Origin of the sequence: Corynebacterium pseudogenitalium, assembly GCF_024453815.1 — a bacterium.
Lineage (GTDB): Bacteria > Actinomycetota > Actinomycetes > Mycobacteriales > Mycobacteriaceae > Corynebacterium > Corynebacterium pseudogenitalium.
Map to the genome: position 1 here is coordinate 1676420 of NZ_CP072934.1, position 23835 is coordinate 1700254.

The 23835-nt window shown below is 56.2% G+C and carries 24 protein-coding genes and 1 pseudogene; 10 read left to right on the forward strand and 15 right to left on the reverse strand.

The annotated features are described in order from the left end of the window. Positions 1–26 precede the first annotated feature (26 nt). From KBP54_RS08045 to KBP54_RS08055, 3 genes are read right to left on the reverse strand one after another with little or no spacing between them, the layout of a single operon-like run. Positions 27–2105, reverse strand: a complete 2079-nt coding sequence (locus KBP54_RS08045; protein WP_256005299.1) for a glycosyltransferase — start codon at positions 2103–2105, stop codon at positions 27–29. Beyond that, positions 2105–2701 carry a hypothetical protein gene (locus tag KBP54_RS08050; protein WP_256005301.1) on the reverse strand — a complete coding sequence of 199 codons (597 nt, stop codon included), beginning with the start codon at positions 2699–2701 and terminating at the stop codon, positions 2105–2107. The genes KBP54_RS08045 and KBP54_RS08050 overlap by 1 nt, the downstream gene beginning before the upstream one ends. Then, on the reverse strand, positions 2698–4005 hold the full coding sequence (locus tag KBP54_RS08055; RefSeq protein WP_256005303.1) for a glycosyltransferase family 4 protein: 1308 nt from the start codon (positions 4003–4005) through the stop codon (positions 2698–2700). The genes KBP54_RS08050 and KBP54_RS08055 overlap by 4 nt, the downstream gene beginning before the upstream one ends. A 266-nt stretch (positions 4006–4271) precedes the next feature. Here KBP54_RS08055 and KBP54_RS08060 point away from each other — a divergent pair. From KBP54_RS08060 to KBP54_RS08085, 6 genes and pseudogenes are all read left to right on the forward strand, one after another. Further along, a pseudogene (locus tag KBP54_RS08060) lies at positions 4272–4736 on the forward strand (helix-turn-helix domain-containing protein); the annotation flags it as partial. A gap of 143 nt (positions 4737–4879) precedes the next feature. After that, positions 4880–6523, forward strand: coding sequence for an IS21 family transposase (gene istA, locus KBP54_RS08065; protein ID WP_256005306.1), 1644 nt, complete (start codon positions 4880–4882; stop codon positions 6521–6523). Continuing rightward, a complete protein-coding gene (locus KBP54_RS08070; RefSeq protein ID WP_256005308.1) occupies positions 6520–6879 on the forward strand; it encodes an ATP-binding protein in 360 nt (119 codons plus the stop codon). Before istA ends, KBP54_RS08070 begins: the two co-directional genes overlap by 4 nt. Then, entirely contained in the window at positions 6857–7288 is a 432-nt protein-coding gene (locus KBP54_RS08075) for an ATP-binding protein (RefSeq protein WP_256005310.1), read from the forward strand. Before KBP54_RS08070 ends, KBP54_RS08075 begins: the two co-directional genes overlap by 23 nt. A gap of 26 nt (positions 7289–7314) precedes the next feature. After that, positions 7315–8400 (forward strand): integrase core domain-containing protein, encoded by a 1086-nt coding sequence (locus KBP54_RS08080; protein ID WP_256005311.1) that lies wholly within the window; start codon positions 7315–7317, stop codon positions 8398–8400. Between the two features lie 229 nt (positions 8401–8629). Continuing rightward, complete coding sequence (locus KBP54_RS08085) at positions 8630–9481, forward strand: hypothetical protein (protein ID WP_256005313.1); 852 nt, start codon at positions 8630–8632, stop codon at positions 9479–9481. Here the strand turns inward: KBP54_RS08085 and wecB are convergent. After that, on the reverse strand, positions 9459–10598 hold the full coding sequence (gene wecB, locus KBP54_RS08090) for a non-hydrolyzing UDP-N-acetylglucosamine 2-epimerase (RefSeq protein ID WP_256006637.1): 1140 nt from the start codon (positions 10596–10598) through the stop codon (positions 9459–9461). The two genes, KBP54_RS08085 and wecB, sit on opposite strands and share 23 nt — an antisense overlap. Positions 10599–10743: 145 nt before the next feature. On the opposite strand from wecB, the gene KBP54_RS08095 reads away from it, so the two are divergent. Beyond that, entirely contained in the window at positions 10744–10992 is a 249-nt protein-coding gene (locus KBP54_RS08095) for a hypothetical protein (RefSeq protein ID WP_256005314.1), read from the forward strand. Here the strand turns inward: KBP54_RS08095 and KBP54_RS08100 are convergent. The 5 genes from KBP54_RS08100 to KBP54_RS08120 form a co-directional block, all read right to left on the reverse strand. Beyond that, positions 10989–11948 carry a Ppx/GppA phosphatase family protein gene (locus KBP54_RS08100; protein WP_256005316.1) on the reverse strand — a complete coding sequence of 320 codons (960 nt, stop codon included), beginning with the start codon at positions 11946–11948 and terminating at the stop codon, positions 10989–10991. The two genes, KBP54_RS08095 and KBP54_RS08100, sit on opposite strands and share 4 nt — an antisense overlap. Then, positions 11945–12490, reverse strand: a complete 546-nt coding sequence (locus KBP54_RS08105) for a DUF501 domain-containing protein (protein WP_256005317.1) — start codon at positions 12488–12490, stop codon at positions 11945–11947. The genes KBP54_RS08100 and KBP54_RS08105 overlap by 4 nt, the downstream gene beginning before the upstream one ends. A gap of 254 nt (positions 12491–12744) precedes the next feature. Then, positions 12745–13761, reverse strand: coding sequence for a DUF3644 domain-containing protein (locus KBP54_RS08110; protein ID WP_070362111.1), 1017 nt, complete (start codon positions 13759–13761; stop codon positions 12745–12747). 96 nt (positions 13762–13857) lie between these two features. After that, complete coding sequence (locus tag KBP54_RS08115; RefSeq protein ID WP_256005319.1) at positions 13858–15042, reverse strand: ImmA/IrrE family metallo-endopeptidase; 1185 nt, start codon at positions 15040–15042, stop codon at positions 13858–13860. Positions 15043–15118: 76 nt separating this feature from the next. Further along, positions 15119–15274, reverse strand: coding sequence for a hypothetical protein (locus KBP54_RS08120; RefSeq protein WP_256005320.1), 156 nt, complete (start codon positions 15272–15274; stop codon positions 15119–15121). 314 nt (positions 15275–15588) lie between these two features. Here KBP54_RS08120 and KBP54_RS08125 point away from each other — a divergent pair, with 314 nt between their 5' ends. Further along, a complete protein-coding gene (locus tag KBP54_RS08125; RefSeq protein ID WP_256005322.1) occupies positions 15589–16107 on the forward strand; it encodes a hypothetical protein in 519 nt (172 codons plus the stop codon). A gap of 257 nt (positions 16108–16364) precedes the next feature. Here the strand turns inward: KBP54_RS08125 and KBP54_RS08130 are convergent, their stop codons facing one another. The 3 genes from KBP54_RS08130 to KBP54_RS08140 form a co-directional block, all read right to left on the reverse strand. Next, a complete protein-coding gene (locus KBP54_RS08130) occupies positions 16365–16973 on the reverse strand; it encodes an FtsB family cell division protein (RefSeq protein ID WP_256005323.1) in 609 nt (202 codons plus the stop codon). Between the two features lie 90 nt (positions 16974–17063). Continuing rightward, the gene (eno, locus tag KBP54_RS08135; protein WP_256005325.1) at positions 17064–18338 is read right to left on the reverse strand and encodes a phosphopyruvate hydratase; all 1275 of its coding nucleotides are present in this window, start codon (positions 18336–18338) and stop codon (positions 17064–17066) included. 240 nt (positions 18339–18578) lie between these two features. Beyond that, a complete protein-coding gene (locus tag KBP54_RS08140; RefSeq protein WP_256005327.1) occupies positions 18579–19391 on the reverse strand; it encodes a lytic transglycosylase domain-containing protein in 813 nt (270 codons plus the stop codon). Between the two features lie 122 nt (positions 19392–19513). On the opposite strand from KBP54_RS08140, the gene KBP54_RS08145 reads away from it, so the two are divergent. Beyond that, complete coding sequence (locus tag KBP54_RS08145; RefSeq protein WP_256005328.1) at positions 19514–19942, forward strand: hypothetical protein; 429 nt, start codon at positions 19514–19516, stop codon at positions 19940–19942. A gap of 231 nt (positions 19943–20173) precedes the next feature. Here the strand turns inward: KBP54_RS08145 and KBP54_RS08150 are convergent, their stop codons facing one another. Beyond that, complete coding sequence (locus tag KBP54_RS08150; protein WP_256005330.1) at positions 20174–20632, reverse strand: hypothetical protein; 459 nt, start codon at positions 20630–20632, stop codon at positions 20174–20176. A gap of 9 nt (positions 20633–20641) precedes the next feature. Beyond that, positions 20642–21295, reverse strand: coding sequence for an 8-oxoguanine DNA glycosylase OGG fold protein (locus KBP54_RS08155; protein WP_256005331.1), 654 nt, complete (start codon positions 21293–21295; stop codon positions 20642–20644). A 20-nt stretch (positions 21296–21315) separates the two neighbouring features. Here KBP54_RS08155 and KBP54_RS08160 point away from each other — a divergent pair, with 20 nt between their 5' ends. Then, a complete protein-coding gene (locus KBP54_RS08160) occupies positions 21316–21915 on the forward strand; it encodes a MazG nucleotide pyrophosphohydrolase domain-containing protein (RefSeq protein WP_256005333.1) in 600 nt (199 codons plus the stop codon). On the opposite strand, the gene dnaG is transcribed toward KBP54_RS08160, so the two are convergent. Next, positions 21912–23825, reverse strand: coding sequence for a DNA primase (gene dnaG, locus KBP54_RS08165; RefSeq protein WP_256005334.1), 1914 nt, complete (start codon positions 23823–23825; stop codon positions 21912–21914). The genes KBP54_RS08160 and dnaG overlap by 4 nt on opposite strands. Positions 23826–23835 lie beyond the last annotated feature (10 nt).

A 23835-nucleotide genomic window follows, 5' to 3' on the forward strand; every position in this document is an offset into this window, starting at 1 on the left:
TGTTACGGCATAAAACTACAAGTATGTTACCCCAGCTGACCGTACAGCTGAAAAAGCACTTCCCGAATGCTGGCATCATCCCCCACGGAACTCACGAAGTCCAGAGGCATTTCCGACAGCGGGGATCCTGGTTGCACGATTCCCCATACCGGAGCATTGGAGGCGCAATAATCAGCATATTTTGACGGTAGGAACGGGTTCTTTCCGAACGCTACTTGACCTACGAAAGCATCCGCTACGAGAAGCACGTCGAACAGATCGGAGCTCGCAAGAAAATCCAAGTAATTCAAGTACGGATACGGTCGAACATCAATCGTGCTCTCTGATTCCCAGAGCACTCGGTTCACGCTTTCTGGGTCACTACAGTAGACGTGAAGTACAAAGCTATTTCGGATTTCTTCGTCAAGCCCCTCAAGTACTTGTACGACGCCACCTATGCCGCGGTTCCTGTAAAAGCTTCCAAAATATCCAATATTGATTTTGCCTGGGACGACTTGTGATTGTTGGGTTCCCAGCGAGAAAAGCTCTCTCGACGGCTTAATCTGATTTCGAATAACAGATTTAGCTACTACAAATTCCTGAAGATCCTGCGGGTACGGTGAGAGCATTACGCTTCGTTGATTATCGTTAGTAAAAACTATCCGATCGGCAAGGATGAATGTTGCAAGTTCTGTCAGAACAAAGTGGCTGGGTATCGCTAGGCCAGCCCAATCGCTTTCTCTGATAGCCTTCTTCAACTTATGTGTAACGAATCCCGGCGTTATTTTTCCGACTCGTAAATCCCCAGAAATTCCATACCGAAGTGGATCAGAGAATTCAGCTTCCCACGAGATAGCCGGGTGCTGCAACTTCACCAAACACGACGCAACGTGCGAAGCAGACCATAACGCACGCGAATACAGCTTTTCATAACCATTATTCGTCTTAGACCAGCTCTCTGCTTGTTTCGCGGCCCTTCGTGCGAAAGCACATATCAATGGCCATGAAGAAAACGAGGGAGCGACTGCAATCTCAGCTCTTCTACCCACAAAGGGTTCGACAACCAGTGAGGTTGAAGCATCTTTTTTGCGCACTTGAGACATATCCGCATGTATTACGTCGACGAGCTCACCTTGGTTCGCAATTGTTTTGGCGACAGCGTTTGCGGAGGGATCTGCGTACGGAGGAAAACAATAGGAAATAACCAGCTTCTTCGATCTATCTGCTCGCAGCCCCTCCCAGTCCAAACTATCGATCTTCAGCGCAACTGCAAGCGTGATCGCCTCATCCAACTGGTTAGGATGCTGAGTGAGAAATCGTTCTATAAAACTAAACTGTGCACGAACCAGAGCTTCCATAGCCGATAGACCCGCAGCAGGAATCTCAATTGACCGGAGTCGGCTAATAACTTTCAGCCGTTGGGCAACGCAGAAGTCGAAAGTCAAATTCTGCCGTGAGACGGACCCTTCCCGCTGTGTTCTCAGATATCCAGCGTCTTCAGTGTCGTCAGGAATGCACACTTTCAGGTCGGGCGTCGCCAGTAAGTGAGCAAAAAAGACAACGTCTTCGCCTGACTGAAGATCTTCCGGGTACCTAAATGCCAATAAGGTCTCACTTGAGATGATCTTACAGGCGTTAAATCCCAATACCCACGGTATGCTGGCAATTGATTGCACAGTTCCTTTCAAAGCCATAGTCCGCAACGCCAGGCTTGACGAACACAAATGCTTATCGCTAACAACATCAACAATGGGTAACAAAGCACATACTTTCGGCCGGACAGCTTTCAGTCCAACCTCCAAGAACCTAGGCTCAAATGCATCATCATCGTCGAGAAATGTCACATATTGTCTTAAAACGGACGCTAAACCAATATTTCGGGCTATGCCAGCTCCTGATCGGGTACTAGTAAGCACCCGGATGTTTAACGTACGATGTTGCTCACGGAACTTTTCGATGAGCAACCTGCTACCGTCATCGGGTCCATTGAGAACGAACAGCACCTCAAAGAGTTTATGGTCAAGTGTTTGATTCAGTAAAGACTCCAGAACCCGGGGCAGTCTTTTTCCCCCTCGGTATGTTGGAACGATAACACTTATTCCTGGTCGGAACCTTCGCAATGACATCAGCGAATCTTCTCCAGCAATTTGTACAAAACAGCAACCACACCTTTTGGTAGGTACTCCTTCAACGGTTTCGCGTAAGGAGTGATGACGTTAATAAACAATGTCCCAAAGCCAGACGCATTACGTGGCGGTTGAGCCAACACCGGGGGTGCCGTCTCCGTTTTTGCTTCCGCAACATAGACAGCCAACTCGATGCCCCGTAGCAGATCAGTGGCAGGCCTTCCCCTGTTCTCTTCTGGCTGCATCAATAGTTTCAGCCAGTTTCCATCTGAGTTTATGCCTACAATTGTCAAAGCTCTCCCATTACGCAAGCAATCACACAAGTTGGATAGATTTTGAGAATCGACCCAGTACTCAAAACTTGCAAGATTCTTGATTTCTGGCCGCAGGACGCTTTCTTCCGCGGGAGCATTTACAAAGATAGTCCGCGCACCGGGTTGAACTTCCTCGAAGCGAACGGATTTGTGGAACTCCGCATCCCCAAGATCCTCACCCAGGACTATTGGTTGATCAGCACGTGGAAGAATTACGCACGTATCTTCCCTCTTAGCACTTCCTGCAACGTTATAAGGTTCTGCACTGAGAACAGTAATCATCTACAATTCTTTCGTTCGACCTCATCGATAACTTCCAGCAAATTTGTCGGTACCTCTTCGTCACGTTGACGCCTCACCCATTTCCGGCCCGCATCGGAAACCGACAACAACTCTGGATGCCTTGATAATTCCGCCCACAAATTTGCAAGCTCATTTGGTTTTTCAGGCTCGACCACGTGCCCTGCCCCGAGCTCCGTTATTAGATCACGTGCCTCTCCAGTCACGACGCCACTAATGTGTACACCGAGCTCCATTAATTCATATGTTTTCGACGGTATCGCGCGCTCTAGAGCTCCCCAGTCGGTCAAATGCACTAGCCCCGTATCGGCCCAGTCGTAATACTCGCGAAGCTCATCAGCAGGTAAACGGTGATGAAACTCAACATCCAGACCAAGCTCCTCCGCTTTCTCATGCAGGGCATACCACGCAGCTCCATCTCCGATTAATCGAAGCTTCAGATCTATTCCGGCATCTCTTGCCATTCTTGCAGCGATCAAGGCATTCTCCAGTTTTTGCGCACGCCCTAATGTTCCTGCATATAAGACTCGGAGGGAGGAACTCTTACTTCTTTCTACCGATCTCTCCGAGTCTGACTTAGGCGGAAATACGTTCCGGATAACTCGCAAAACTGGGCGCTGGCACTCCGGAAGATGCGTGAATGTTTCAGATAAATGATCAGCTTCCTTTTGTGATGTGACAATAATACCGCTAGCGTTCTTCAACGATAAGTTCATGGACTTTTCCGTCGCACTTGACAAAAGCTGTAGCGGTCCTATACTCAACAATTTTTCTCGTAGCGTCCTTTTACCTACCCCGGAATTCCAGCTCTTGCTTTCCCTTAGAAGATCGGGCCATGCGTCCCTTAAGTCCAATACGTACGGCACACCGTGCAATCGAGCGACCAAAGCAGCAATGACAGAAGTAGGTAACGCCGGCACCGTACCTATTACGAGATCTGGACGAAGCTCTCTAGCGCGTTTGCCAGGCATAACATGCAATGCGATCATCGAGAGCGCGACAAAGGCTTGATTAAAAATACGTTGCGTGAGGGAATTACCCGCCGGAAAAAACCCGGACCTAATTATTCTTTCACCGGAAGGACCAGTCTCCTCCGTGGCGTGAGACCGCCATCCTTGAGTATCTTTCCAATACTTAAAGGAGGTTTTCCTCTCATAATGTGGAGGAGGCGCAATAACGGTAACCTGATGGCCATTACGGACTAAAATCTTTGTCAACCACGCCCAGCGTCGCTGTGGTACCCCATTTTCTGGATACCAATACTGAGACAAGATGAGGATCTTCAATGCACTAAAATTCTTTCGCGTGGCATAACCAAAATTCTGACATTCAGCTTACATATGTAGGCCTTGCAAACGTTATTTCCCTTGTATCTCCCATAGCATCCAGACTCTCGACTTTCTCCCGCGTGTTGGGCCCAAAAGCTATTTGGGTCACTGTACATCTAGACTGCGTATGTGATGTCTAGGGACTTTTTGGACACGGAGTCCAGGATGTTTTTGGACGGGATGTCTAGTGGCTTTTTGGACGGTTACGGCGGTGGAATAGCCGGATGGCTATTCCATTGCATAAACGTAGAAAGGTCGCAGATTTCGATCCCGTTCGTGACGGCAAGACGGTCACACAGTTTTGCAAAGAATTGGGGATCTCGCGACAGACGTACCACAACATCAAAAACCGGATAGCGCAGAAAGGCCGAGCAGGTATCGTGCCGGATTCGACTGCCCCGAAGAATCCGATGAAGAAATTTGACGAGGCCGACAAAATCGCAGTCATTCACGCCAGGCAACAGTTGATGGAACAAGGCTTGGATTATGGCCCTTGGTCGATCTACTACTTCTTGTTCGACTCTGTCGGTGCAGATCGCACCCCATCGCGGTCCACAATCGCCTCGTGGCTGTATGAGCTGGGATTTGTTGATGCCAATGCCCGCAAACGGCCGCGGAGTTCCTATAAGCGCTTCGCCCGTGATTTCGTCGGTGAACTCTGGCAAATCGATGGACTGGTCTATCGCCTTGTTGCGACCGGCTATTTGGTAGCAGTGTCGTGACTATCCGGTAGCACGACAGTGAGTATCTGGTAGCGCTGCACATCTCCTCACGTTCATACTTCCGGTAGCCACACCACACGGGTGTGGCATCAACCGGAAGGAGTCCGCTCATGACGGATTACCGCGCGATAATGACGTTGCTGATCAAACAGCGTTCTTATCGCCAAATAGAACAACAACTCGGGTGCTCGCACCGTGCAATCGCACGCGCGAACCACACACTGCGAACCTGTGGATTTAGCACCGTTGAACAAGTCGCAGCGCTGACAGACAACGAGCTAGACGAGTTGTTCGTTGACAAACGAAGTACCGGGCAAGGTGAATTCGTCCCGATTGACTTCGAAAAAGTCGTCAAAGCCCGCACAGGACGTACAAAGCAGACCCTGCAAGTCTTATGGGCACGCTACACCACCGCCCCAGCCGGTCCGGGGCAGCGTCACTACAGCTACGACAGGTTCCGTCAACTTGTCGCAGCACATGTCGACGCGACCGGGCTTTCAGCACGCATCACCCATGCACCAGGACACACCATGCAAGTCGACTGGGCAGGCACCAAGATGCGACTGTTTGACCCAATCGGGAAACCGGGTGCCAGAGTCAGTATCTTTGTTGCCTCTCTTCCATATTCAGGGATGCTGTTTGCCTGTGCGTGTGCTGACCAACGCCAACAGGCCTGGCTTGATGCTCACCGGTGTGCATTCGAATACTTCGGTGGTGTCTGCCAAGTCGTCGTGCCTGATAACGCGTCGACTGCGTCGAACGCAATCAGTACGTCAGATAGAAACCGGAAGGTCAATGACACCTACGAACAGTTCTTGGAGCACTACAACACTGCAGCTCTTCCTGCCCGCCCGCGTCGACCGAAAGATAAAGCGAATGTGGAAGCCGCAGTCAAAATCGTCACACACAAGATCATCCATGCACTCGATGGTCACCAGTGTGTTGATCTTGACGAGCTCAATGACAAGATTGTCAGCCTTGTCGATGCAATGAACGATGCCACGCCGTTTCGGAGTCAGCAATCAAGCCGCCGGGACCTGTTTGAAACCTATGAGCAGCATCTTCTTGCCGATCTGCCGCAAACACCATGGCAGCACACCGAATGGAAACGCGCGAAAGCCGCACCAGATTTCCACATCATTGTTGCCACGGTGCGCTACTCGGTACCGCATCAACTCGTTGGGCGCACCGTCGATGTGCGTATCACCGGCCAGGTACTGACAGTCTTTGATGCAGGTCAAACCGTTGCAACCCACCGGGTTTCACATACACGCGGGGCCTATGTCACTGACTGTGACCACATTCCCTCAGGCATGGATACCACACGCGGGTTGTGGACGAGTGAGTACTTCTACCGTGAAGCCAGCAAAGTTGGGCCGGCAACACGCAAAGTCATCGAAGAGCTCATCGCAGCAAAAGCAATCCCGGCCCAGGCTTATCAGTCGTGTCGCAACGTGTTGTCGATGGGCAAACACGCCAACAAACCCATTTTGGAAGAGGCCTGCCTGCGCCTGACAGCCAATGATGGCAGCCGACGTGCCGTGTCCTATACCGCAGTAAAAAACATGATGGCCGCGGTACGCAAAGAGCACACCACCCGACCCCGCGGGTTCGACCAAGCACAACGCACTACTACACCAATCTTGCCTGATTCGGCTGTGATTGAACATCGCGATACCACTGGGGCACTACTTGGCGGCGCAGACCAGTTCAGCATGGACAACCTTATGAAGAAAGGAACCCGAAACACATGACAAACTCAACCCCGCCAATGGATCGATTTCTTGATGAATCTGTCCTTGCTGACTTCACAGCGTTGCGTATGACCGCGTTCGGTAAAACCGTGATCGACATTGCTAATGACCCAGCATTCGACACGTGGACGTTTTCACAAAAGGTGCTCTACGCACTAGATAAGGAAGTCGCGGCCAGGCGTGAACGACGCATCAACAAACTTTTGAAAGCATCCCGATCGCCAAACCTTGATGCTTGTCTTGAAAACGTGGTGTGCACACCTGCCCTCAACATCAACCCGGAGCAAATCAGCCGACTCGCTCATGGTCAATGGTGCCATTTGGGACAAAACATTGTCATCCTGGGCAAATCCTGAAGTCGGCAAGACCTACCTGGCCCAAGCATTAATCAACGCGGCATGCCGCAACGATTACTCCGCGAGTTTCTACCGCACGGACATGCTTGCAGCACAACTTGCAGTCTTACAGCCCGATAACCCCACCCGGTTGAAGTTCATTGAGCAACTCCACAACGTGGACGTACTTGTCCTGGATGACTTTTTAACCACGCCGATTGATGCTGCCACGGCGCATCAGATATTTAATATCCTCGCCGCGCGCGAACATACCGGCTCGACGATTGTGACCTCCCAGTTCACCCCGAAAGACTGGTATGCGTCGATTCCTGACGCGGTCATTGCAGAGTCGATTCTCAACCGGCTTGTCGTTGGTGCTGAGATCATCACGCTGGAAGGACCGAATATGCGCTTAGAAGCCAACGAGTAACCCTCCAACGTCTCCGTGGCCCCTGGGTGATCCCTGCGCTACCGGGTACTCACTCAGGTGCTACCGGATACTCACCACGCCGCTACCATTTCAGTCTTCTAAACAATCGCCTCTTCGACCATGCCCACACGCATGTCACGATTTACCAGATCATCGATGATGCCAGCAGATTTGATGTCGGAACCACAGCATTCGCTCTACCGGAAAACGGTGCTGATGCGCGCGCTACGCTGGCCGCAGCGTTCGCCGCCTACGGCAAACCCCAAGAAATCCTTTCTGACAATGGCGATGCGTTCGCCACCTACCACCGGGGTTTTCTCTCTGCTACTGAAACTTGGCTCGCCAGCCAAGGCGTACTTGCTATTGCTGGATTCGCACCGACAACCCAGGGAAAAGACGAGCGATCTCACCGTACGTTGACCCAGTTCCTCGATGCACGCCACCCAGCAAGCCTTGCTGAGGTCAACACCTATCTGGCCGAATATCGCCAGGTATACAACGAACAACGACGGCACCAATCACTGCTGGTCGGCAAGATGCACATCACACCACGCCAGGCTTTCGATACCTTCCCCAAGGCACCGTCGCCTACGCATCCACTCGATCCTGATCAAATCTGGGCCCGCGTAGTTGCCTATAACCAAGCACACAATCCTCAAGCTATATCCAAAATGCCAAACAGCCCCGTGGAAGCGGCAACTTCACACGAGGCCAACACCGATGACATGGCAGCTCAGCAAGGCATACCTCCCACCGACACCTCCACACTAACGGCGCCGACGCCACAATCAACAAACCATTGGGGCATCCCAGACCAGCTCTGCGTGAGCAAAGACGGCGTTGTACGCGTATGCGGTTTCGGTCTCTACATTGGTCTGAGGTTTAAAAACCGTCGGCTCTACTCGACAGTCACAGTCGATAATGTTGCGGAGTTCTACACGGCCCATGCTGGTGAATTCCTCTTCAGCGTGCCCCTTCCGATCACGTTGAGCCACAGGCCGCCAGGTGGTCAGATCAACATTAACCTCGTCGAAGGAATGAAACATCGCCAACCACCGCGGATGAACCCGAAATTATCCAAGCCCCGGCCGAAACGCAGGCTGCAACCGTAAGCCGCTAGAAGTGCCCAAGAACACCATGGATTCCGTGTCCAAAAAGACACCGGACTCCGTGTCCAAAAACCCTATGGACATAACACATCTAGACTGCGTATGTAATCACACTAATTTGTCATACACCCAACCTAATCACGATGTAGGTATAGAACCTGCTATTCCCGTATAACCAGCGGCGGGAGGTCGCATATGCCACATTGCGGTCGCCGTGATTAGACTGCTTTGCATGGTCCTTGTCCGGAATTATCATCGCTACCGCACACCGTCAGTGCTTTACCGGTCCTTGGCTGAGTTTTATGATTCGCCAATTACCCCTGGAATTCAAGTAATACCGTGTGGGAAGCACCTGCTCGAAGTGATGCTATCCGATCGTGGTGCCACCACAACTATTGTTATTTTCCATGCAGCAGCCGGCCTAGACACTGAGCTCCCCCTATTCGTAGGCCAGCAGTTGACGAACGATCTAGACGCCAACATCATTTTTGTATCCGATCCACTTTTAGGCCGTGATAGCCCAATCGGTTGGTTCACTGGCGCCCCTGACTTAGCGCTGCAAGACGAACTTGTCAAACTAATCAAGCACATTCAAAGTGGACTCAAGTATGCAAACCATCTTTGTTTTTACGGCCCGTCAGCAGGAGGTTTTGCAGCCCTTTACTTCTCCCATCATTTTCCGCATTCACTAGCGATATCGGCTAACCCTCAAACTAATATTTGTAATTATCAGGCGAACAAAGTGAAAGAGTTCTTGGATAGCAGCTGGGCCGGAGCATCCATTTCAGAGATTCCTGCAACAACCAACTTGCTACCGATGTACACAACCTCTTTCCCTAACCACGTCGCGTATTTGCAATGCGTCAATGACACCCTACATTTAGAGAAGCACGCGCGCCCCTGGGCCAAGGCAACTGAAAAATACGCAGACCGACGCGCATTTATCGTCGATGACTGGGGGGCGGGTCACGCTCCGCCTCCGGCTTTTTTGCTTCGTGGCATTTTGGAATACGCAGTAGCCCTCGGAGGCGACTGGCCAACCTTGCTAGCTGATGAGCTATTTACGCCTGAACTTCCGGAGTAAACTCCGCGATTCGTTCACCAACGCCAACTAGCTCCGCAATCGCGGCTACCGCGCGTTTGGCAGCGTGACCGTCACCGTATGGGTTCACTGCATTTGCCATCGCGTCATAGGCAGCGGGTTGATCGAGCAGGTTCTTGGCCTCTGCCACGATGCGCTTACGGTCAGTTCCCACGAGCTTGACGGTACCTGCGACTACTGCCTCAGGGCGTTCCGTATTCTCACGCATGACCAGGACTGGTTTTCCTAGCGAAGGCGCTTCCTCCTGGACTCCGCCGGAGTCAGTCAGCACTAGGTAGGCACGGTTCAGCAATGCGGTGAACTGATCGTACGGCAGTGGATCTGTAATGATCACATTTGGCAGGTCTTCGACAAGCGGCAACACGGCATTGCGAACCTTTGGGTTCAGGTGCAAAGGCAGCGTGAAGACGTGGTCCGTGTATTCAGACGCCAGATCTCGCACCGCGCCACCGATTTCCTTCATTGCTTCGAGGTTTTCACGTCGGTGGGTCGTCACTAGGACCACCTTTTGATCAGTTTCGGTGAGCTGCTGGAGGCGGGCGTCGTCAAAGTTCACATCCCAGCCCGATGCGACAAGCAAAGCATCGATGACGGTGTTGCCTGTAACGACAATGTCCTTCGTCCGGAAGTTCTCACGGCGCAGGTTTTCACGAGATTCCTCGGTTGGCGCCAGGTGCAAACTTACCACCTGACCAATAATCTTACGGTTCGCTTCCTCTGGGAATGGCGAAAAAATATTGCCAGTTCGAAGACCTGCTTCTAAGTGCACGATCTTTACGCCACGATGGAATCCAGCCAATGCTGCTGTCATCGCAGTAGAGGTATCACCCTGAGAAATGATGACATCCGGTTGCTCCTGTTCGATGACTGCGTCAAGTCCCTGCATCGCACGAGATACAAGCTCGTTGAGAGTCTGCCCTGGCTTCATCAGACCCAAGTCATGGTCGGGGTGAATGTCGAATCGCTTGTTTACCTGTTCCAGCATTTCCTTATGCTGACCAGTAGACACCACCACGGATTGGAAGCGGTCATCAGCTTCGAACGCTTTGACTACCGGGGCTACCTTGATCGCTTCCGGACGGGTCCCGTAAATCGTCATTACTTTGGGCTTTGCTTCAGACACAGCTTCCTCAATGCGGTTCGTAGTTACAAGAACACCTTTTAATCTAGTGCAGATAACAGACTTAGGCCATTAATCCCCCGCACTCACCACTGTCACTTTTGAAAAATGTACTATGGCACCCATGATTCAATTCGTTGTCGGAGCAGCCGCCGGGTACGTGTTCGGCACGAAAGCCGGTCGCAAGCGCTATCACCAGATTGTCAACGCCACGCAAAAGGCGGTGAACTCGCCGGTGGCCAAACAAGTAGTGTCCTCCACCCGTAAGGCCATCGCGAACAAGATCGATCCGGAACCCCGCATGCGCGAAATCAAGGACTTGCGCGGTAAGCGGGGGGACCAAAACCAGATCCTGGAACCCGACGAAGACTAATTAGCCAACGAGGCCACGATGCCGTCGAGGATGTCTTTCTCACTGATCACAATCGAGTCAAGACCAGTGAGATCCTCGGCGGCTTTTAATATTTCCTCGACGACGGCGGCGCCGGCGGGGATGACGTCGGCACGCCCGGGGTGGATCACCGGGTGATCTTTGCGCTCCTGCACGCTCAGAGCCTGGATCTTCGCGATGGTGGCGCGTAGGTCGTCGAAGGTGAGGCGTGAGAGGTGGATGCGGGATGGGTCGTACTCGGGAAGGCGCTGGGTGAGCGCGGAGAGCGTCGTAAAGGTGCCGGCGCAGCCGACCACCGCGCGGGCCTTCGCCATGTTGACCACCGCTGCCGCATGCTGCACCTGCTCGCGGGCGTAGTCGCGGGCCGCGCGCAGCTCCTCGGGCGCTGGCGGGTCCGAGCGCAAGAAACGCTCCGTGAGGCGCACGCACCCCATCTGGGTGGAGATGCGGCCCTCGATGGTGTCGCCGTTGCCTACTACGAACTCGGTCGAGCCACCGCCTAAGTCGATGACGCAGAAGGGGCCGTCGTCGTTGGGAAGGTCCATCGTGGCGCCGATGAAGGAAAGCTGGGCTTCTTCCTCCCCCGTGATCACCTCAGCCTGTGTGCCGGGCTGGATCCGACTGAGCAGCACGCGGGTCATGTCGAAGAAGACGTCGCGGTTGGAGGCGTCGCGGGTCGCGGAGGTAGCGACCATGCGCACGCGCTGGACGCCCTCGGCGAGCATGCGCTCAGTGTAGGTAGCGAGCGCCTTACGGGTGCGCTCAATCGCCTCCGGGTTAAACGCGCCCGTCTCGTCCACGCCCTGCCCCAAGCGCACGATGATGTTCTCGCGGCAGACTTCCTCGAACGTGTTCGTCTCGGAGTCGAAGCGGGTGATCAGGAGGCGGATGGAGTTCGTGCCGCAGTCGACCGCTGCAAGCGTTACCGGCTGGCTCATGCGAGGTGCTCCCCCGCCTCAGCAAGCGTGATGCCGAGGTCTTCGAGCGTCGGCCAGTCGGCAGGAATCGCGGTGCCACGCAGGTTGCCGTGCTCGGCAGCGAGCGCCACAGCCTCGGTACCGAACCGGAAGTGCTCCGGGCCCTCCGCCAACGCGTACGCAATCAGCACGTGCAGGCACTTCACGCGGTCCGGCATACCGCCGCCGGAGAAGTCCGTACCCAAGTCCTCAATCTCGTTGCGCTTCGCCAAAAAGTACTCGTGGGCGCGGCGATAGTCCTTCTGCAAGTCCTCGTCCTCGGCCAGGCGGGCCTCCATCCACTTCATCACCTGAGCGCCCTCCAAACGCGAAGCCTCGGCCGTGAGACGGCGGTCCGTCAGGTAGTAGAGCGTGGGGAACGGAGTGCCGTCGTCAAGCTTGGGTGCAGTCTTGACCACCGCAGGCTGGCCGTCCGGCGTGCGGTAGGAAATTTCTAGCACACCGCGGGGCGCGCGGCCGAGCTGCTCCTGAATGATATTGAGATCCTCTTGAGTCGGTTGCATGAGCAACATTGTTCCACACGGGGTGGGCGGCGGTGGAACGGTGCGGCGGAGGTGGGTTGAGGCTTCAGCTGCTTCTTGCACAATCAGTCATGGGGGCATTGCCTAACTGACTAAGGTTGCGTAGAATGTGTATCACAGCACCAACCCGAGAAGGATACAGCTGGGTTCCCGAATGGGAGTAGGGTCAAACGACCTGAGAATTCCTTTGCTCCAAGGGTTGGTGTTTTACTTTTCGAAGGCGATTTGCGGCTCAGTTATTTTGTATTAATTTTCCTTCTTAACTGATCAAGACAGTGACCAGGGTCTTTTTCAACTTGATGCGCGATAAATTCGACTGCTGCCTCGGAATATATCCAATTGCTCGTTTTCTCTCCCGCAGTCTTACGGTCGTAGGAGAAGCGCTCATCGCCTTTCATCTCGTACGCTTTGGTAAAGAGCTGGAAAGCATACGTAGTAAACTTCTCTTTCACTGAACCATTGAAGCAAAAAGTAATGCCTCTTTTCTTTAACAAAGAATCGATCTTTTTAGTCGCGTTACCAGCAGTATAAGGATAAAAGCTAACGGCATCTTTCACATCCTTGACGATGGCGATGCCATGCTCCGATCCGTTTTGAATGTAAACATTCAAATCTGCATCATTCTTCTTTTTAACCAGCCTCAACGAGGTCTCGTAAGTCGCCGCGATCCTCTGATTTCCTTCAGCCCCGATAGCATCCGCAACATCTTTCCGCCGGGCAAGTAGTTCCTGCGCAACTGCAGCGTCATACTTTGTCCGAATAACGTCAGGAACGATTGCACCTCTTCTCATTGCCAAGGCCAACCGATTGTCTGGGATGAGCTCGCTTACCGAACGGTTATGCAATTCCCAAAGCTTGTCCGCATAGTTTTCCACGCACGACTGCAAGAAGGGCCCATAAAACAAGTCGTACTCGTCTGTAATGAAGTGCGTGTTCGTATTACGAAACTCCATCACATTCTTCATGTTTACCCGAAGAGGATCCTTCTCATTCGTAAAAACCCTCTTCAAACAATCGGAAAGAGCAAGAGTCCTACTAGGATCATCTTTGAAGTAAATTGAATCAATGCCCCACTTTCTGATCATGTGAGCTTTCAGCATCAGCTCCCAAGCATTGCACAACAAAATCGAACAACTTTCCGCACCGTATTTTAAGCTCGGTCGATTGTACAGTTCGACAGCAAGAACAAACGCCTCCTCACTCTTATCCAGCAAGCGGGTAATTGTCTGCTCGTTTCCTTCATCGATACACATATCACCAAAGTTTACTCGAATCGATGCGCAAAGACGTTCTAATATCGATCCCTTTGGTTTCGCTGCGCACCCTGTCCTGCCTGCGCTTTCTAAAACCTAATCCCCGATCAGCTGAAATTTGCTTCCTAAGTACTCTGCCTCCCTGCTAGCCCAATCGCTTTTCTTCACCAAGTTCTCAAAGGACTTATACGAGGCAGCACCAAGAAGCCGCGCAGCATCTCTCTCAGGAATTTGTCCGGACTTTGCGGCAAAGGTGATCGTCTCAAAGAATCGTCCGCCGACTCGAGACCGAACGAGAACATGGAACGAAGGACCGCCGCCGCCCTCTTGTGTGGCTTTCTTTTCTTTCCTGACACGGACCAATCGCATAACTTCGTCGAACTCTTGTTGCTCGATCAGGAAAATATCTTTCAAGCGCAACAGCATCGCTTCCCTACTGATGCCAAACACGCTTGCCAGAGACGTGACGTTGTCGAGCAAAGAACACTTCTTGTTGTACCGTTCCTTCACTGCAGTCTCTGGGGCGATGAATGCCGCTGCAAACTCGTTACACCAGCGCCCTACCCGCAGGTGGTCGCTGTGGTCAGAAATACCAGCCTTCGCCAAAGCAACATGACCCAACTCGTGGGCGAGACTGAAGAGCTGCGCAGTTTTAGCGTCACTTGTATTCACAAACACCAGGCAGTATTCCCCATCAATCAGGGTGAATCCACGGAACTCATCAATACTCAGATGACGTTGAGTAGAGTTTCCAACAATGGCATTCCGGGATACTAGAATCCCTGTATCTTCCATGTGGTGCGTTAGTGTCGTAACTTTTTCTGGCCCAGCAATAGGAGAAGTCTCATCAAGATCCAGAGCGATGCGAGCCTGGCGAGCGGCCAGGACGGGACTGGTGGAATCTTGGGCAGAGCGCAGAATTTCAGGACCGGGAATTCCAACTTCCTCTGCGTAATCCGCGTACCACCCCAAGCGCGCCTCGGCGGAGTGAATAACTTCCTGCAGGTCAGGACTCAACCCATCGAGACGCTCATTTCTGACAGTACGAAAATCAGGTAAATCAGTCTCTTCGCCAGAAGGCGCCTGAAGAAGGAGCCTTCCAAATGGGATTCGTGCCTTCTTCGCTAGTTCCTTCGCTTGGTTGAGCGTCGGACGCTCCTCCCCTGAGCGCCAATCGTTTACCTTGGGAAACGTGGCACGGAGCTTTTCGTCACTGAGTCCTGTACGTCGCAGCGCCCAGTCCAGCACAGACGGTTCGATATCAACACGCAGAACCCCCATCGCTTCCCTCCTTTCAATCTTGGTAATGAAAACGGCGCAACAGAATTGAGAATACTTTAACTTGCCTGGTTAAACGTTAAAACCCAAGGACCCAGCCGAAGAACTCAGTGAGCTTCGAGCGCTTCTTTCTCTTCGGGAGCGTGAGGTAATCAATCAGCCACTGCTGGTCGATGGGTTGCTGTTTGGGGCGGGTGTTCTTAGGCGGGAGTTGATCCGGTGTGTTGGAATTCATCGGTCGTGCTCCTCTCATTGTCGCAGGCCGTTGTGTTTGTTTCAGACTACATGGTTCTGGTACTCGGTTGTGCTCGTTGGGATCCGGCGTGAGCGTTAAAATAGCGTGATATTCGCTATCGTTAGCGGGCGTTAGCCCCGAGGCAACCTGCTTCAAAAAGGCTGTAGATGCGACTAGGCCCCTCGGGACGCATGTTTTACCTCGTCGGTGGAGAATGAACTTTGCTCATTTTGTGTTCGTCTGGATAGGAATAGCTTCCTGATCTGAATAGGATCGACGTTATCATTTCGGGAAATCATTGGGAGGCAGAGCCGATGAGGCTACCTCTAGAGCAGATTGCCAGCGGGTTCAGAACTGACCAATGTGCACTGCAACGGGCCCTCGATGAAGGGGTGGTTCAACTCGATACTGCGGGAACCTTGAGCCTGATGCTTGCCCAAGCATTATCCCGATTTGTTTCAGACGAATTCGAGAACATGTTTGGCTCTGAAGCTTCCTTCTTGGGAAGCCAACTTGTTTATTCAGAAGCGATCAGTTTCAGCCGTGACAACATTGCGCTGGCAGGCTGGAGTCTCCTGGGTCCGAGTGACCTTGGCATCGCTACTGGTGGAAGGGAGTTGTTCCAAGTAGAGTGCCTCGAACAGCTCCAGGGCGCGGGTGTGACCGAATGCTCTGATGAGATTTCCGACTATGGTTTCGTGATCCGCAAGAAAAATCTCAGCGAGATCCAAGCGCTGGCCGACGCCTACATGTTGGGTGACGCACGAGTACAGCAGGCAGTGAGAGATCATCTGCTGGTAGGTAGGCACTCGCGTGGCGGCACCGGAACTTAAAAGCGTGCGCTAAATGCCGTGCGATGCAGGTCGCGCTGTTTGGGCCGGGCTTGGCGGTTTTCGGCGACCAGCGTCGCACTCCATTAATCACACGCTGCTAATAGCACGCTGCTAATCGGTCGACGGGAGCGCTCGGGGTGGCGTGGAGCTGGCAGCCTGGTGATTCTCCAAATGGGAGTAAAAGGATTGGAATAATCCAGGTGGGAGCGCGCAAAAAGTGGATTGCAGTAATCCTGTTGCTACCTTTTAGGCTCGGGCTACTGCGCTTCAGGCGCTTCAGGCGCCGCAGGTGCTTCCGCGGGCGCTTCGGGAGCAGGCGATTCTGCCGGGGCGGGCGATTCTTCAGGAGCGTCAGCGGGGACGTCATCGGGGACCTCGCGCAGGGAATCCCAGAGGAATACGGCCCAGCCGCGGTCGTCGGGGGTTTCGTCGGAGGTGATGGTGGTGCCGTGGGTCATGCGGGGGTCGATGACTCGCCAGGCCGACTCGCCGGGCTCCATCACGCCGAGGCGGCGGCGGGCGACCTGGTTGAGATACTCGGGGTCCTCATACTTCGCGATCTCGCGCTCGAGGTCCGCTTGGCGGCGCTCCAAGTACTCGATGTTTGCCTGGGCGCGCGCGATCTCGTTGCGGCCCTCGTAGAAATTACGAAGTGGGGCTGCTACTGCCACAAGTACGGCGATGAGCACGATGATGAGCAGGGCGAGCGTCGCTAAATTGGGGGCGGCGAAGCGCGACTCCCTGTTTGCCTTCTGCTCGGCGAGCTGCTGCTTGCGCTGCTCGCGGGACGCCACGGGCACAGTGCGAGCCAGCCGCTTCCTGCGGCGCTTCACTGTGTGCTTGTCTTGGGGCGTGCCGGTGCTCATAGTGTCCATCAGTGTACAGCAGGGAAAAACACGACACCCCCTGCCACGCGCGAGCGCGCGATCGGCAGGGGGTGCGTACGAATCAAGCGATTACTTGAAGCGTGGGAATGCGGAACGACCAGCGTAAACAGCGGCGTCGCCGAGCTCCTGCTCGATGCGCAGCAGCTGGTTGTACTTAGCAACGCGCTCGGAACGAGCCGGTGCACCAGTCTTGATCTGGCCGCAGCCCAGAGCCACTGCGAGATCCGCAATGGTGGTGTCCTCGGTCTCGCCGGAGCGGTGGGACATCATGGTGCGGTAGCCAGCGCGGTGAGCCATGTCCACAGCGTCGAAGGTCTCGGTCAGGGTACCGATCTGGTTGACCTTCACCAGCAGCGCGTTCGCAGCATGCTCCTTGATGCCGCGTGCGAGGCGCTCAGGGTTGGTGACGAAGAAGTCGTCGCCAACAATCTGGACCTTGTCGCCGATGGTCTTGGTCAGGTTTGCGTAGCCCTCCCAGTCATCCTCCTGCAGTGGGTCCTCGATGGAGACGATCGGGTACTCAGCGATGAGCTCCTCGTAGACCTTGGCCATCTCCTCAGCGGAGTGCTCGCCGCCCTCGAACTTGTACACGCCGTCCTCGAAGAACTCGGAGGAAGCAACGTCCAGAGCAAGTGCGACGTCCTCGCCAGGCTTGAGGCCAGCCTTCTCGATTGCCTCAACGATCAGGTCAAGCGCTGCGCGGGTGGAGTCGACGGAAGGAGCGAAGCCACCTTCGTCACCAAGGCCGGTGGACAGGCCCTTTGCGTTAATAACGGACTTCAGGGAGTGGTAGACCTCTGCACCCATCCGCAGAGCCTCAGCGAAGGACTCAGCGCTCAGCGGAGCAATCATGAACTCCTGGACGTCAACGCCGGAGTCAGCGTGCTCGCCACCGTTGACGATGTTCATCATCGGAACAGGCAGAATGTGAGCGTTCGGGCCACCGATGTAGCGGTACAGTGGCAGGCCAGCGGACTCAGCAGCAGCCTTCGCCGCAGCGATGGACACGCCCAGGATTGCGTTCGCGCCGAGGCGGGACTTGTTGTCCGTGCCGTCGAGCTCAATCATCGCCTGGTCGAGCAGACGCTGATCGTCAGCCTCGATGCCAGCCAGTGCGTCAGCGATCTCCTCGTTGACGTTCTTGACAGCCTTCTGGACACCCTTGCCGCCGTAGCGATCGCCACCGTCACGCAGCTCGTGCGCCTCGTGTGCGCCAGTGGACGCACCGGAAGGAACACCCGCAATGCCGTGCGCACCATCGTCGAGGAAAACCTCAGCCTCAACGGTTGGGTTACCGCGAGAGTCCAAAATTTCACGAGCAAAGACGTGCATAATATCAGCCACTACAGTTCATCTCCTTGAGATTGGCCAAACCAAATTTCCGTTACCGATTGTTCCAGATCGCAGCAAAAAATGCTTGTTGGCGTTCGTCACACTCGAGCTTTCCCTGCGTTTCCGTGCAGAGATAGGCCCACAACCACGCGATTTAAGGTCACACCATTCGGAATGTGATCTTCGTCAAACCTTTTGTCCATGCCCGGTTTCGCCCACTTTTGTGGCTTTCTCGGCATGGCTGCGGCACGCCTACCGGGCGGCGCGCTGGGTGAGCGCGTAGTTCGCAGCGGCATCGCGGACGTTGTGGAGGTACTCGCGCGAGTGGTTATACGTCAGCACCGCATCCGACCACCCCTCCGCAGTGGACAGATCGCGCCCGTTCGCACAGAGGAGGTTCGCGGCACTCAGGGCGGCGTCGTCAATTTGCTGCGGGTTTGCTACCCCATCGCCGTCGGCGTCGCGGCCATAGATCGCCCACGAGCCGGGGATGAACTGCATCGGCCCCACCGCACGGTCGAACTCGGTGTCGCCGTCGAGAGCGCCGCCGTCGGTGTCCGTAATGAGCGCGAAGTTGCCCGTGCCGTCGAGCGCCGGGCCGATGATCGGCGGCTGCGCCACCCCGTTTTCGTCGAGGCGACCAGCGTCGAACTTCTTGCCCGTATAGGTGCCATGGCGGGTCTCCACCCAACCGATGCCGGCGAGCGTATTCCACTGCAGATTGCAGGCAGGCCAGGCCTCCGCCGCGATCAGCGCGGCGTTACCGTAAGCACGCACCGCCTGCGGGTCGACCCCGATCTCCTCCGCGATAGGGGCAGCCCACGCGTGGAGTTCGTTGGCGGTTCGGCCGGGCGCGTGGACGTCGATAGTCGGCGGTGGCGCGGCAGCGGCCGGGGGCACGTCTTCCGGGACGGGTTGGCGCTGCACGAACTGCTCCGGGCCGCCGAGCGCGCTCAGCAGGAAGGCCACCAACGCGACAACCATCACCACCGCGCCGACAACAACAAGCAGCGCCACACACCCACACCCGCGCGCACGCCTGCCGGGACGGCCAGAAAACGTCATGGCAGAAGATCCTACACTACCCCCGCAATCCCCAATTTTCACTTGCGTCACACCAGTAACAGGTATGGTGTATCCCGTTCTGTTTTTCAAGCACCTATTTACAACCTGAAAGTGAGCACCCTATGCGCATTTCCACCCGTATCGCAGCCATCGGCGTCGCAGCCCTGACCGGCCTGGCAGGCCTCGCAGCACCAGCAGCACAGGCACAGGACGCCACCTCGCTCCTGCAGCTGGTCAACGGCAACGTCAAGACCATGAACTGCAGCACCCTGCGCGTCACCCTCAACGGCACCGGCGTCGCCGGCAAGGACACCACCCGCCAGCAGCTGGTCAACAACCTCAACGGCAAGATCGGCGATTCCATCGCCCTTCGCGTCATGTCCGGCGGCACCGTCCAGGCAGTTGCGGACCGCGCGCTGGAGTGCGGCATCGTGAAGCCGGACCCGGTACAGGACTGGGCGAAGCTCCTCGGCAGCTCCCAGACCAACATCCCGCCACAGCTGCAGCAGCTGTCCTCCAACCTGGACTTGGGCCAGCTCCTGGCCCGCTAGGTTTTAGGCGCTCGCCCCGTTGCTTGCGCACCACATTCCCGTTTTCCTTCGCCGACTTTTGCATTTCCCCAGGTCACGTAAAGCACGGGAGGGAATTTGGTGTCAGTCCAAGCAGCACGCGCACCACATTCCACGATTCCGACCGGCGAGCGCGGCAAAAGCCCAGTTCGGGCGAAACCTGTGAGGGAATGTGGTGCGCACCCCCGCTAGCGTGCAATCCCCAAAGAAGCCCTACTCCACTACCAACTTGATCACGTCGGTCGGGCCTTCGTCGCCCGCGAACTCGACGGGCTGGACGGTGGGGGTAATCGGGGCGTGCACATCGACGGGATCGCCGGTGGTGGCGCCGGGGCAGGCGTCGATAATTGAGGGGTCGAACCACTCGATGGCGGGTGTGCGATCATCGCTGAAGATGACGCCGATGCCGCTCCAGGTCTCCCAGCGCTGTGAATTGTCGTTGATGCTGTAGACATCGTCGGGGTTGAAGCCCAGGGCCTCCGCCTGCGCCTTGTCTGTGTACGGGCAGAAGAAATAGGCGCGCTCGGCGTGCTCGCCGGCAACCTGCGACACCGTAAACGGCGTGCCGTCCTGCGCGGCGGCTGCGAAACCCAGGTCTGTCGACTTCCCTGTCGAACACCCGGCTAGCGCCAGACACCCGAGAGCAAGTGCGGCGAGAACGTTGATGCGCATAAAAATCTCCTATCCTTGGCGGGCGTGCTCGCGTAGTGCGAATTCTACCGCGTCGAGTGGCAGCTCGGGGGCGTGCTCGTCGCGCCCGGCCTTGATGGCTGCCAGGTAGGTGCCGTATTCCTCGGCAGACCAGTCGCTGGTTACGTCCAGGCCGGCGCCCTTCGCGCGGTTGGAGCAGATGATGAGCGGCTTCTCGTCGGCGGCCTCCTGTGGGCCGGCCAGGAAGTAGATCAGGCCGGAGGCGAACTTCGCAGGCAGACCCGTGGCAACGACGGCCTCGTACTGCTGGACCGGCGTGAGCTCACCGGAGCCGACCTTGCGCAGCGCCTGCAGCAGCGCGTTCGCCTTGCCCTTGTTGCGCAGGAACTGCTGCAGCTTCAGCTGTGCCTGCGCGTTCTTGCCGCCCTGGAACGCGAAGGACGCACCCAGAAAGTCGATGATCTGGTCGCGAGCAAACTCGGAGTCCACCACATCCTGTGCGAAGGCGAAGACTTCGCGGCGGGTCAGGGTCGCGGTGGCGTCGTCGCGGAAGGGTGGGACGCGGCGCAGGTTGTGCGGCCAGCCAGTCTTCCAGCGGATCGGGGAAAAGCTGACGGTTTCTTGCGCGACGGCTTCCGCGGTTGGGGAAACGGCCTTGATGGCTTCTGCAATCTGGTTTGTCATGCGGACTATTGTTACACACTATGACCATCCTCGTGCTTGACCCTCGTTGGCCCGACATGCTGCCCGTTTCGGTAGCGCAGCGCATCCGCGGACCAGTGGAGTTCACCATGGAAGTTCCCGTCTCCGTGCGTTGGGACCTTGCCGACGCCCCCGACGGCCCCTCCCCCTGGCTCCTCACCACGAACGAGGACGACGAGGTGGTGCGGGAGCGCATTGCGAAGGGTGAGCACCTCGAGCGGGTGCCCTCGCTCGAGGACCCCGTCCACCAGGCAGTATCCGTCATGCACGCGGCGCGCACGCGCGGGCAGTGGGAGCGCTCCATGACGCATGAAACGCTGCTGCCCTACCTCCACGAGGAAACCGAGGAGCTCGCCGCCGCCATCACCGACAACGAGGGCGACGAAGCCCTGCGCAAAGAGCTTTCCGACGTCCTGTTGCAAGTCCTCTTCCACGCCGAAATCGCGGCAGAGCGCGGCGCGTTCGGGTTCGCGGAGGTGGCGCAGGGGTTCGTCGATAAGATGAAGGCGCGCTCCCCCTACCTTTTCGACGGCAGCACCGGCACCATCGACGCCGAGACCCAGGACCGGCTGTGGCAGGAGGCCAAAGCCAAGGGCAACTAGCCTTGCGGCCCGTAGGCCCCGCCGCGCAGGGCGCGGTCGTTGAGCTCGCGGCGCGCCTGCTCCAGCGCCACCAAGTCGGAAAACAGCGCGTTGTAGGCGGCCTCGTCGTCGGAGGGGCGCATGCGCTGCAACTGCGCTTTCAGCAGCGCAATCTGATCCCCCACGCGGGTCTCCTGTAGGCGTGAGAGCACCGAGTCCACGTAACGGTCAATGCCGTCCGGGTGCATCGGCTCAACCGCCAACTCTGAAACGAAATTGCGGCCCACCAGGTCCAGCATCTCCTGCGCGACCTTCGCCAAAAACTGCGGGCCGACGTGCGCGCCCGTCACCCCGCCAGCCTTCTCGATCGCGTCTCGCACCTGGCGATACGCCGGGTTCGTAAACGCCTCCGGCGAAATGCCCTCAAAGTAGCTACCGGCCTTCTCCGGGTACTGCAGCGCAATCTTGAGCGCTTCGCGCTGCGGCCACAGCAGCGGATCCTGCGGGTTCGGCGGCACCAACGCGGGTGGCTGGCCCGGCGCGGCCTGCTGCTGGTTGCGCTGCGGCTTCTGCCAGGTGCGCTGCTGCTTCTTCGGCCGACGCGCCTCCTCGCGGACCTGCTCGAGCACCTCGTCCGGGTTCGGCCAGCCCACCCAGCCGGCGAGCCTGCGTGCGTACTCCGTCTGCAGCACCTTGTCGCTGATACCGGCAACGACGGGAACGGTGCGTCGCAACGCCTGCAGGCGCCCCTCCGCCGTGTCCAGCGAGTAGTCCTTCAGCAGGGACTCAATCACGAACTCAAAAATCGGGATTCTCGACGCCACCAAGTCCCGCAACGCAGAATCCCCACGCTCGAGGCGCAGGTCACAGGGGTCCAGGCCGTCGGGGGCGACCGCCACAAACGACTGCCCCGAAAACTGCTGATCCCCCTGGAACGCGCGCATCGCCGCCTTCTGGCCAGCCTCGTCGCCGTCGAAGGTGTAAATCAGCTCGCCGCGGAAGTAGTTGTCATCCAGCATGAGGCGACGGATCACCGCCATGTGATCCTTACCGAACGCCGTACCACACGACGCCACCGCCGTCTTCACCCCAGCGGCGTGCATCGCCATCACGTCCGTGTAGCCCTCCACCACCACCGTCTGGTGATCCGTGGCGATGTGCCTCTTCGCCAAATCCAGCCCGAAAAGCACCTTCGACTTGTGGTACAACATCGTGTCCGCGGTGTTCATGTACTTGCCCATCGGGTCATCCTCGAAGAGCTTTCGCGCCCCGAACCCGATCACGTTGCCGGCCACATCCTTAATCGGCCAAATCAGGCGGCGCCGAAACTTATCAATCGGCCCGCGACGCCCCATACTCGAAATCCCGGCATCCTGGAGCTCCTGGGCGTCGAAACCCTTGCGAAGCAAGTGCTTCGTCAACGTATCCCAACCATCCGGGGCGTACCCACACTCGAAGTGATAAATCAGCTCCTTCGAAAACCCCCGCTCCAGCAAAAAATTCCTACCGACTTCCGCCTCCGGCGTCTCTAACTGCTCACGGTAAAACTCGTGCGCCGCCTTATTCGCAGCCAACAAGCGCGCGCGAGTCCCCGGCTTCACATCACGCCCACCAGTCGTGCCGCCCTGGTAATTAATGTGGTAGCCGATCTCCTGAGCAACCGCCTCCACCGCCTCCGGGAAGGACATCTGCTCCATCTCCATCAGGAAGGAAAAGACGTCCCCGCCCTTGCCCGTAGAAAAGCAGTGGTAGTAACCACGCGCCGGACGCACATGGAAAGACGGCGTCTTCTCATCCTTAAACGGGCTCAAGCCCTTCAGCGAGTCATACCCAGCCGGTTTGAGCTGCACATACTCGCCAACGATGTCCTCGATCGCCGCCCGCTCACGAATAGCCTCAATGTCACTATCCGGAATTCTGCCCCTAGCCATACGCACATCC

Coding starts and splice junctions, on each gene's coding strand:
- KBP54_RS08120 (WP_256005320.1), bottom strand. CDS start 15,274: ATGAATTCCAACACACCGGATCAACTCCCGCCTAAGAACACCCGCCCC.
- KBP54_RS08115 (WP_256005319.1), bottom strand. CDS start 15,042: ATGGGGGTTCTGCGTGTTGATATCGAACCGTCTGTGCTGGACTGGGCG.
- KBP54_RS08085 (WP_256005313.1), top strand. CDS start 8,630: ATGGTCCTTGTCCGGAATTATCATCGCTACCGCACACCGTCAGTGCTT.
- KBP54_RS08160 (WP_256005333.1), top strand. CDS start 21,316: ATGACCATCCTCGTGCTTGACCCTCGTTGGCCCGACATGCTGCCCGTT.
- dnaG (WP_256005334.1), bottom strand. CDS start 23,825: ATGGCTAGGGGCAGAATTCCGGATAGTGACATTGAGGCTATTCGTGAG.
- istA (WP_256005306.1), top strand. CDS start 4,880: ATGACGGATTACCGCGCGATAATGACGTTGCTGATCAAACAGCGTTCT.
- KBP54_RS08110 (WP_070362111.1), bottom strand. CDS start 13,761: ATGTGTATCGATGAAGGAAACGAGCAGACAATTACCCGCTTGCTGGAT.
- KBP54_RS08050 (WP_256005301.1), bottom strand. CDS start 2,701: ATGATTACTGTTCTCAGTGCAGAACCTTATAACGTTGCAGGAAGTGCT.
- KBP54_RS08145 (WP_256005328.1), top strand. CDS start 19,514: ATGCGCATTTCCACCCGTATCGCAGCCATCGGCGTCGCAGCCCTGACC.
- KBP54_RS08150 (WP_256005330.1), bottom strand. CDS start 20,632: ATGCGCATCAACGTTCTCGCCGCACTTGCTCTCGGGTGTCTGGCGCTA.
- KBP54_RS08045 (WP_256005299.1), bottom strand. CDS start 2,105: ATGTCATTGCGAAGGTTCCGACCAGGAATAAGTGTTATCGTTCCAACA.
- KBP54_RS08125 (WP_256005322.1), top strand. CDS start 15,589: ATGAGGCTACCTCTAGAGCAGATTGCCAGCGGGTTCAGAACTGACCAA.
- wecB (WP_256006637.1), bottom strand. CDS start 10,598: ATGACGATTTACGGGACCCGTCCGGAAGCGATCAAGGTAGCCCCGGTA.
- KBP54_RS08130 (WP_256005323.1), bottom strand. CDS start 16,973: ATGAGCACCGGCACGCCCCAAGACAAGCACACAGTGAAGCGCCGCAGG.
- KBP54_RS08100 (WP_256005316.1), bottom strand. CDS start 11,948: ATGAGCCAGCCGGTAACGCTTGCAGCGGTCGACTGCGGCACGAACTCC.
- KBP54_RS08070 (WP_256005308.1), top strand. CDS start 6,520: ATGACAAACTCAACCCCGCCAATGGATCGATTTCTTGATGAATCTGTC.
- KBP54_RS08140 (WP_256005327.1), bottom strand. CDS start 19,391: ATGACGTTTTCTGGCCGTCCCGGCAGGCGTGCGCGCGGGTGTGGGTGT.
- KBP54_RS08105 (WP_256005317.1), bottom strand. CDS start 12,490: ATGCAACCGACTCAAGAGGATCTCAATATCATTCAGGAGCAGCTCGGC.
- KBP54_RS08155 (WP_256005331.1), bottom strand. CDS start 21,295: ATGACAAACCAGATTGCAGAAGCCATCAAGGCCGTTTCCCCAACCGCG.
- KBP54_RS08095 (WP_256005314.1), top strand. CDS start 10,744: ATGATTCAATTCGTTGTCGGAGCAGCCGCCGGGTACGTGTTCGGCACG.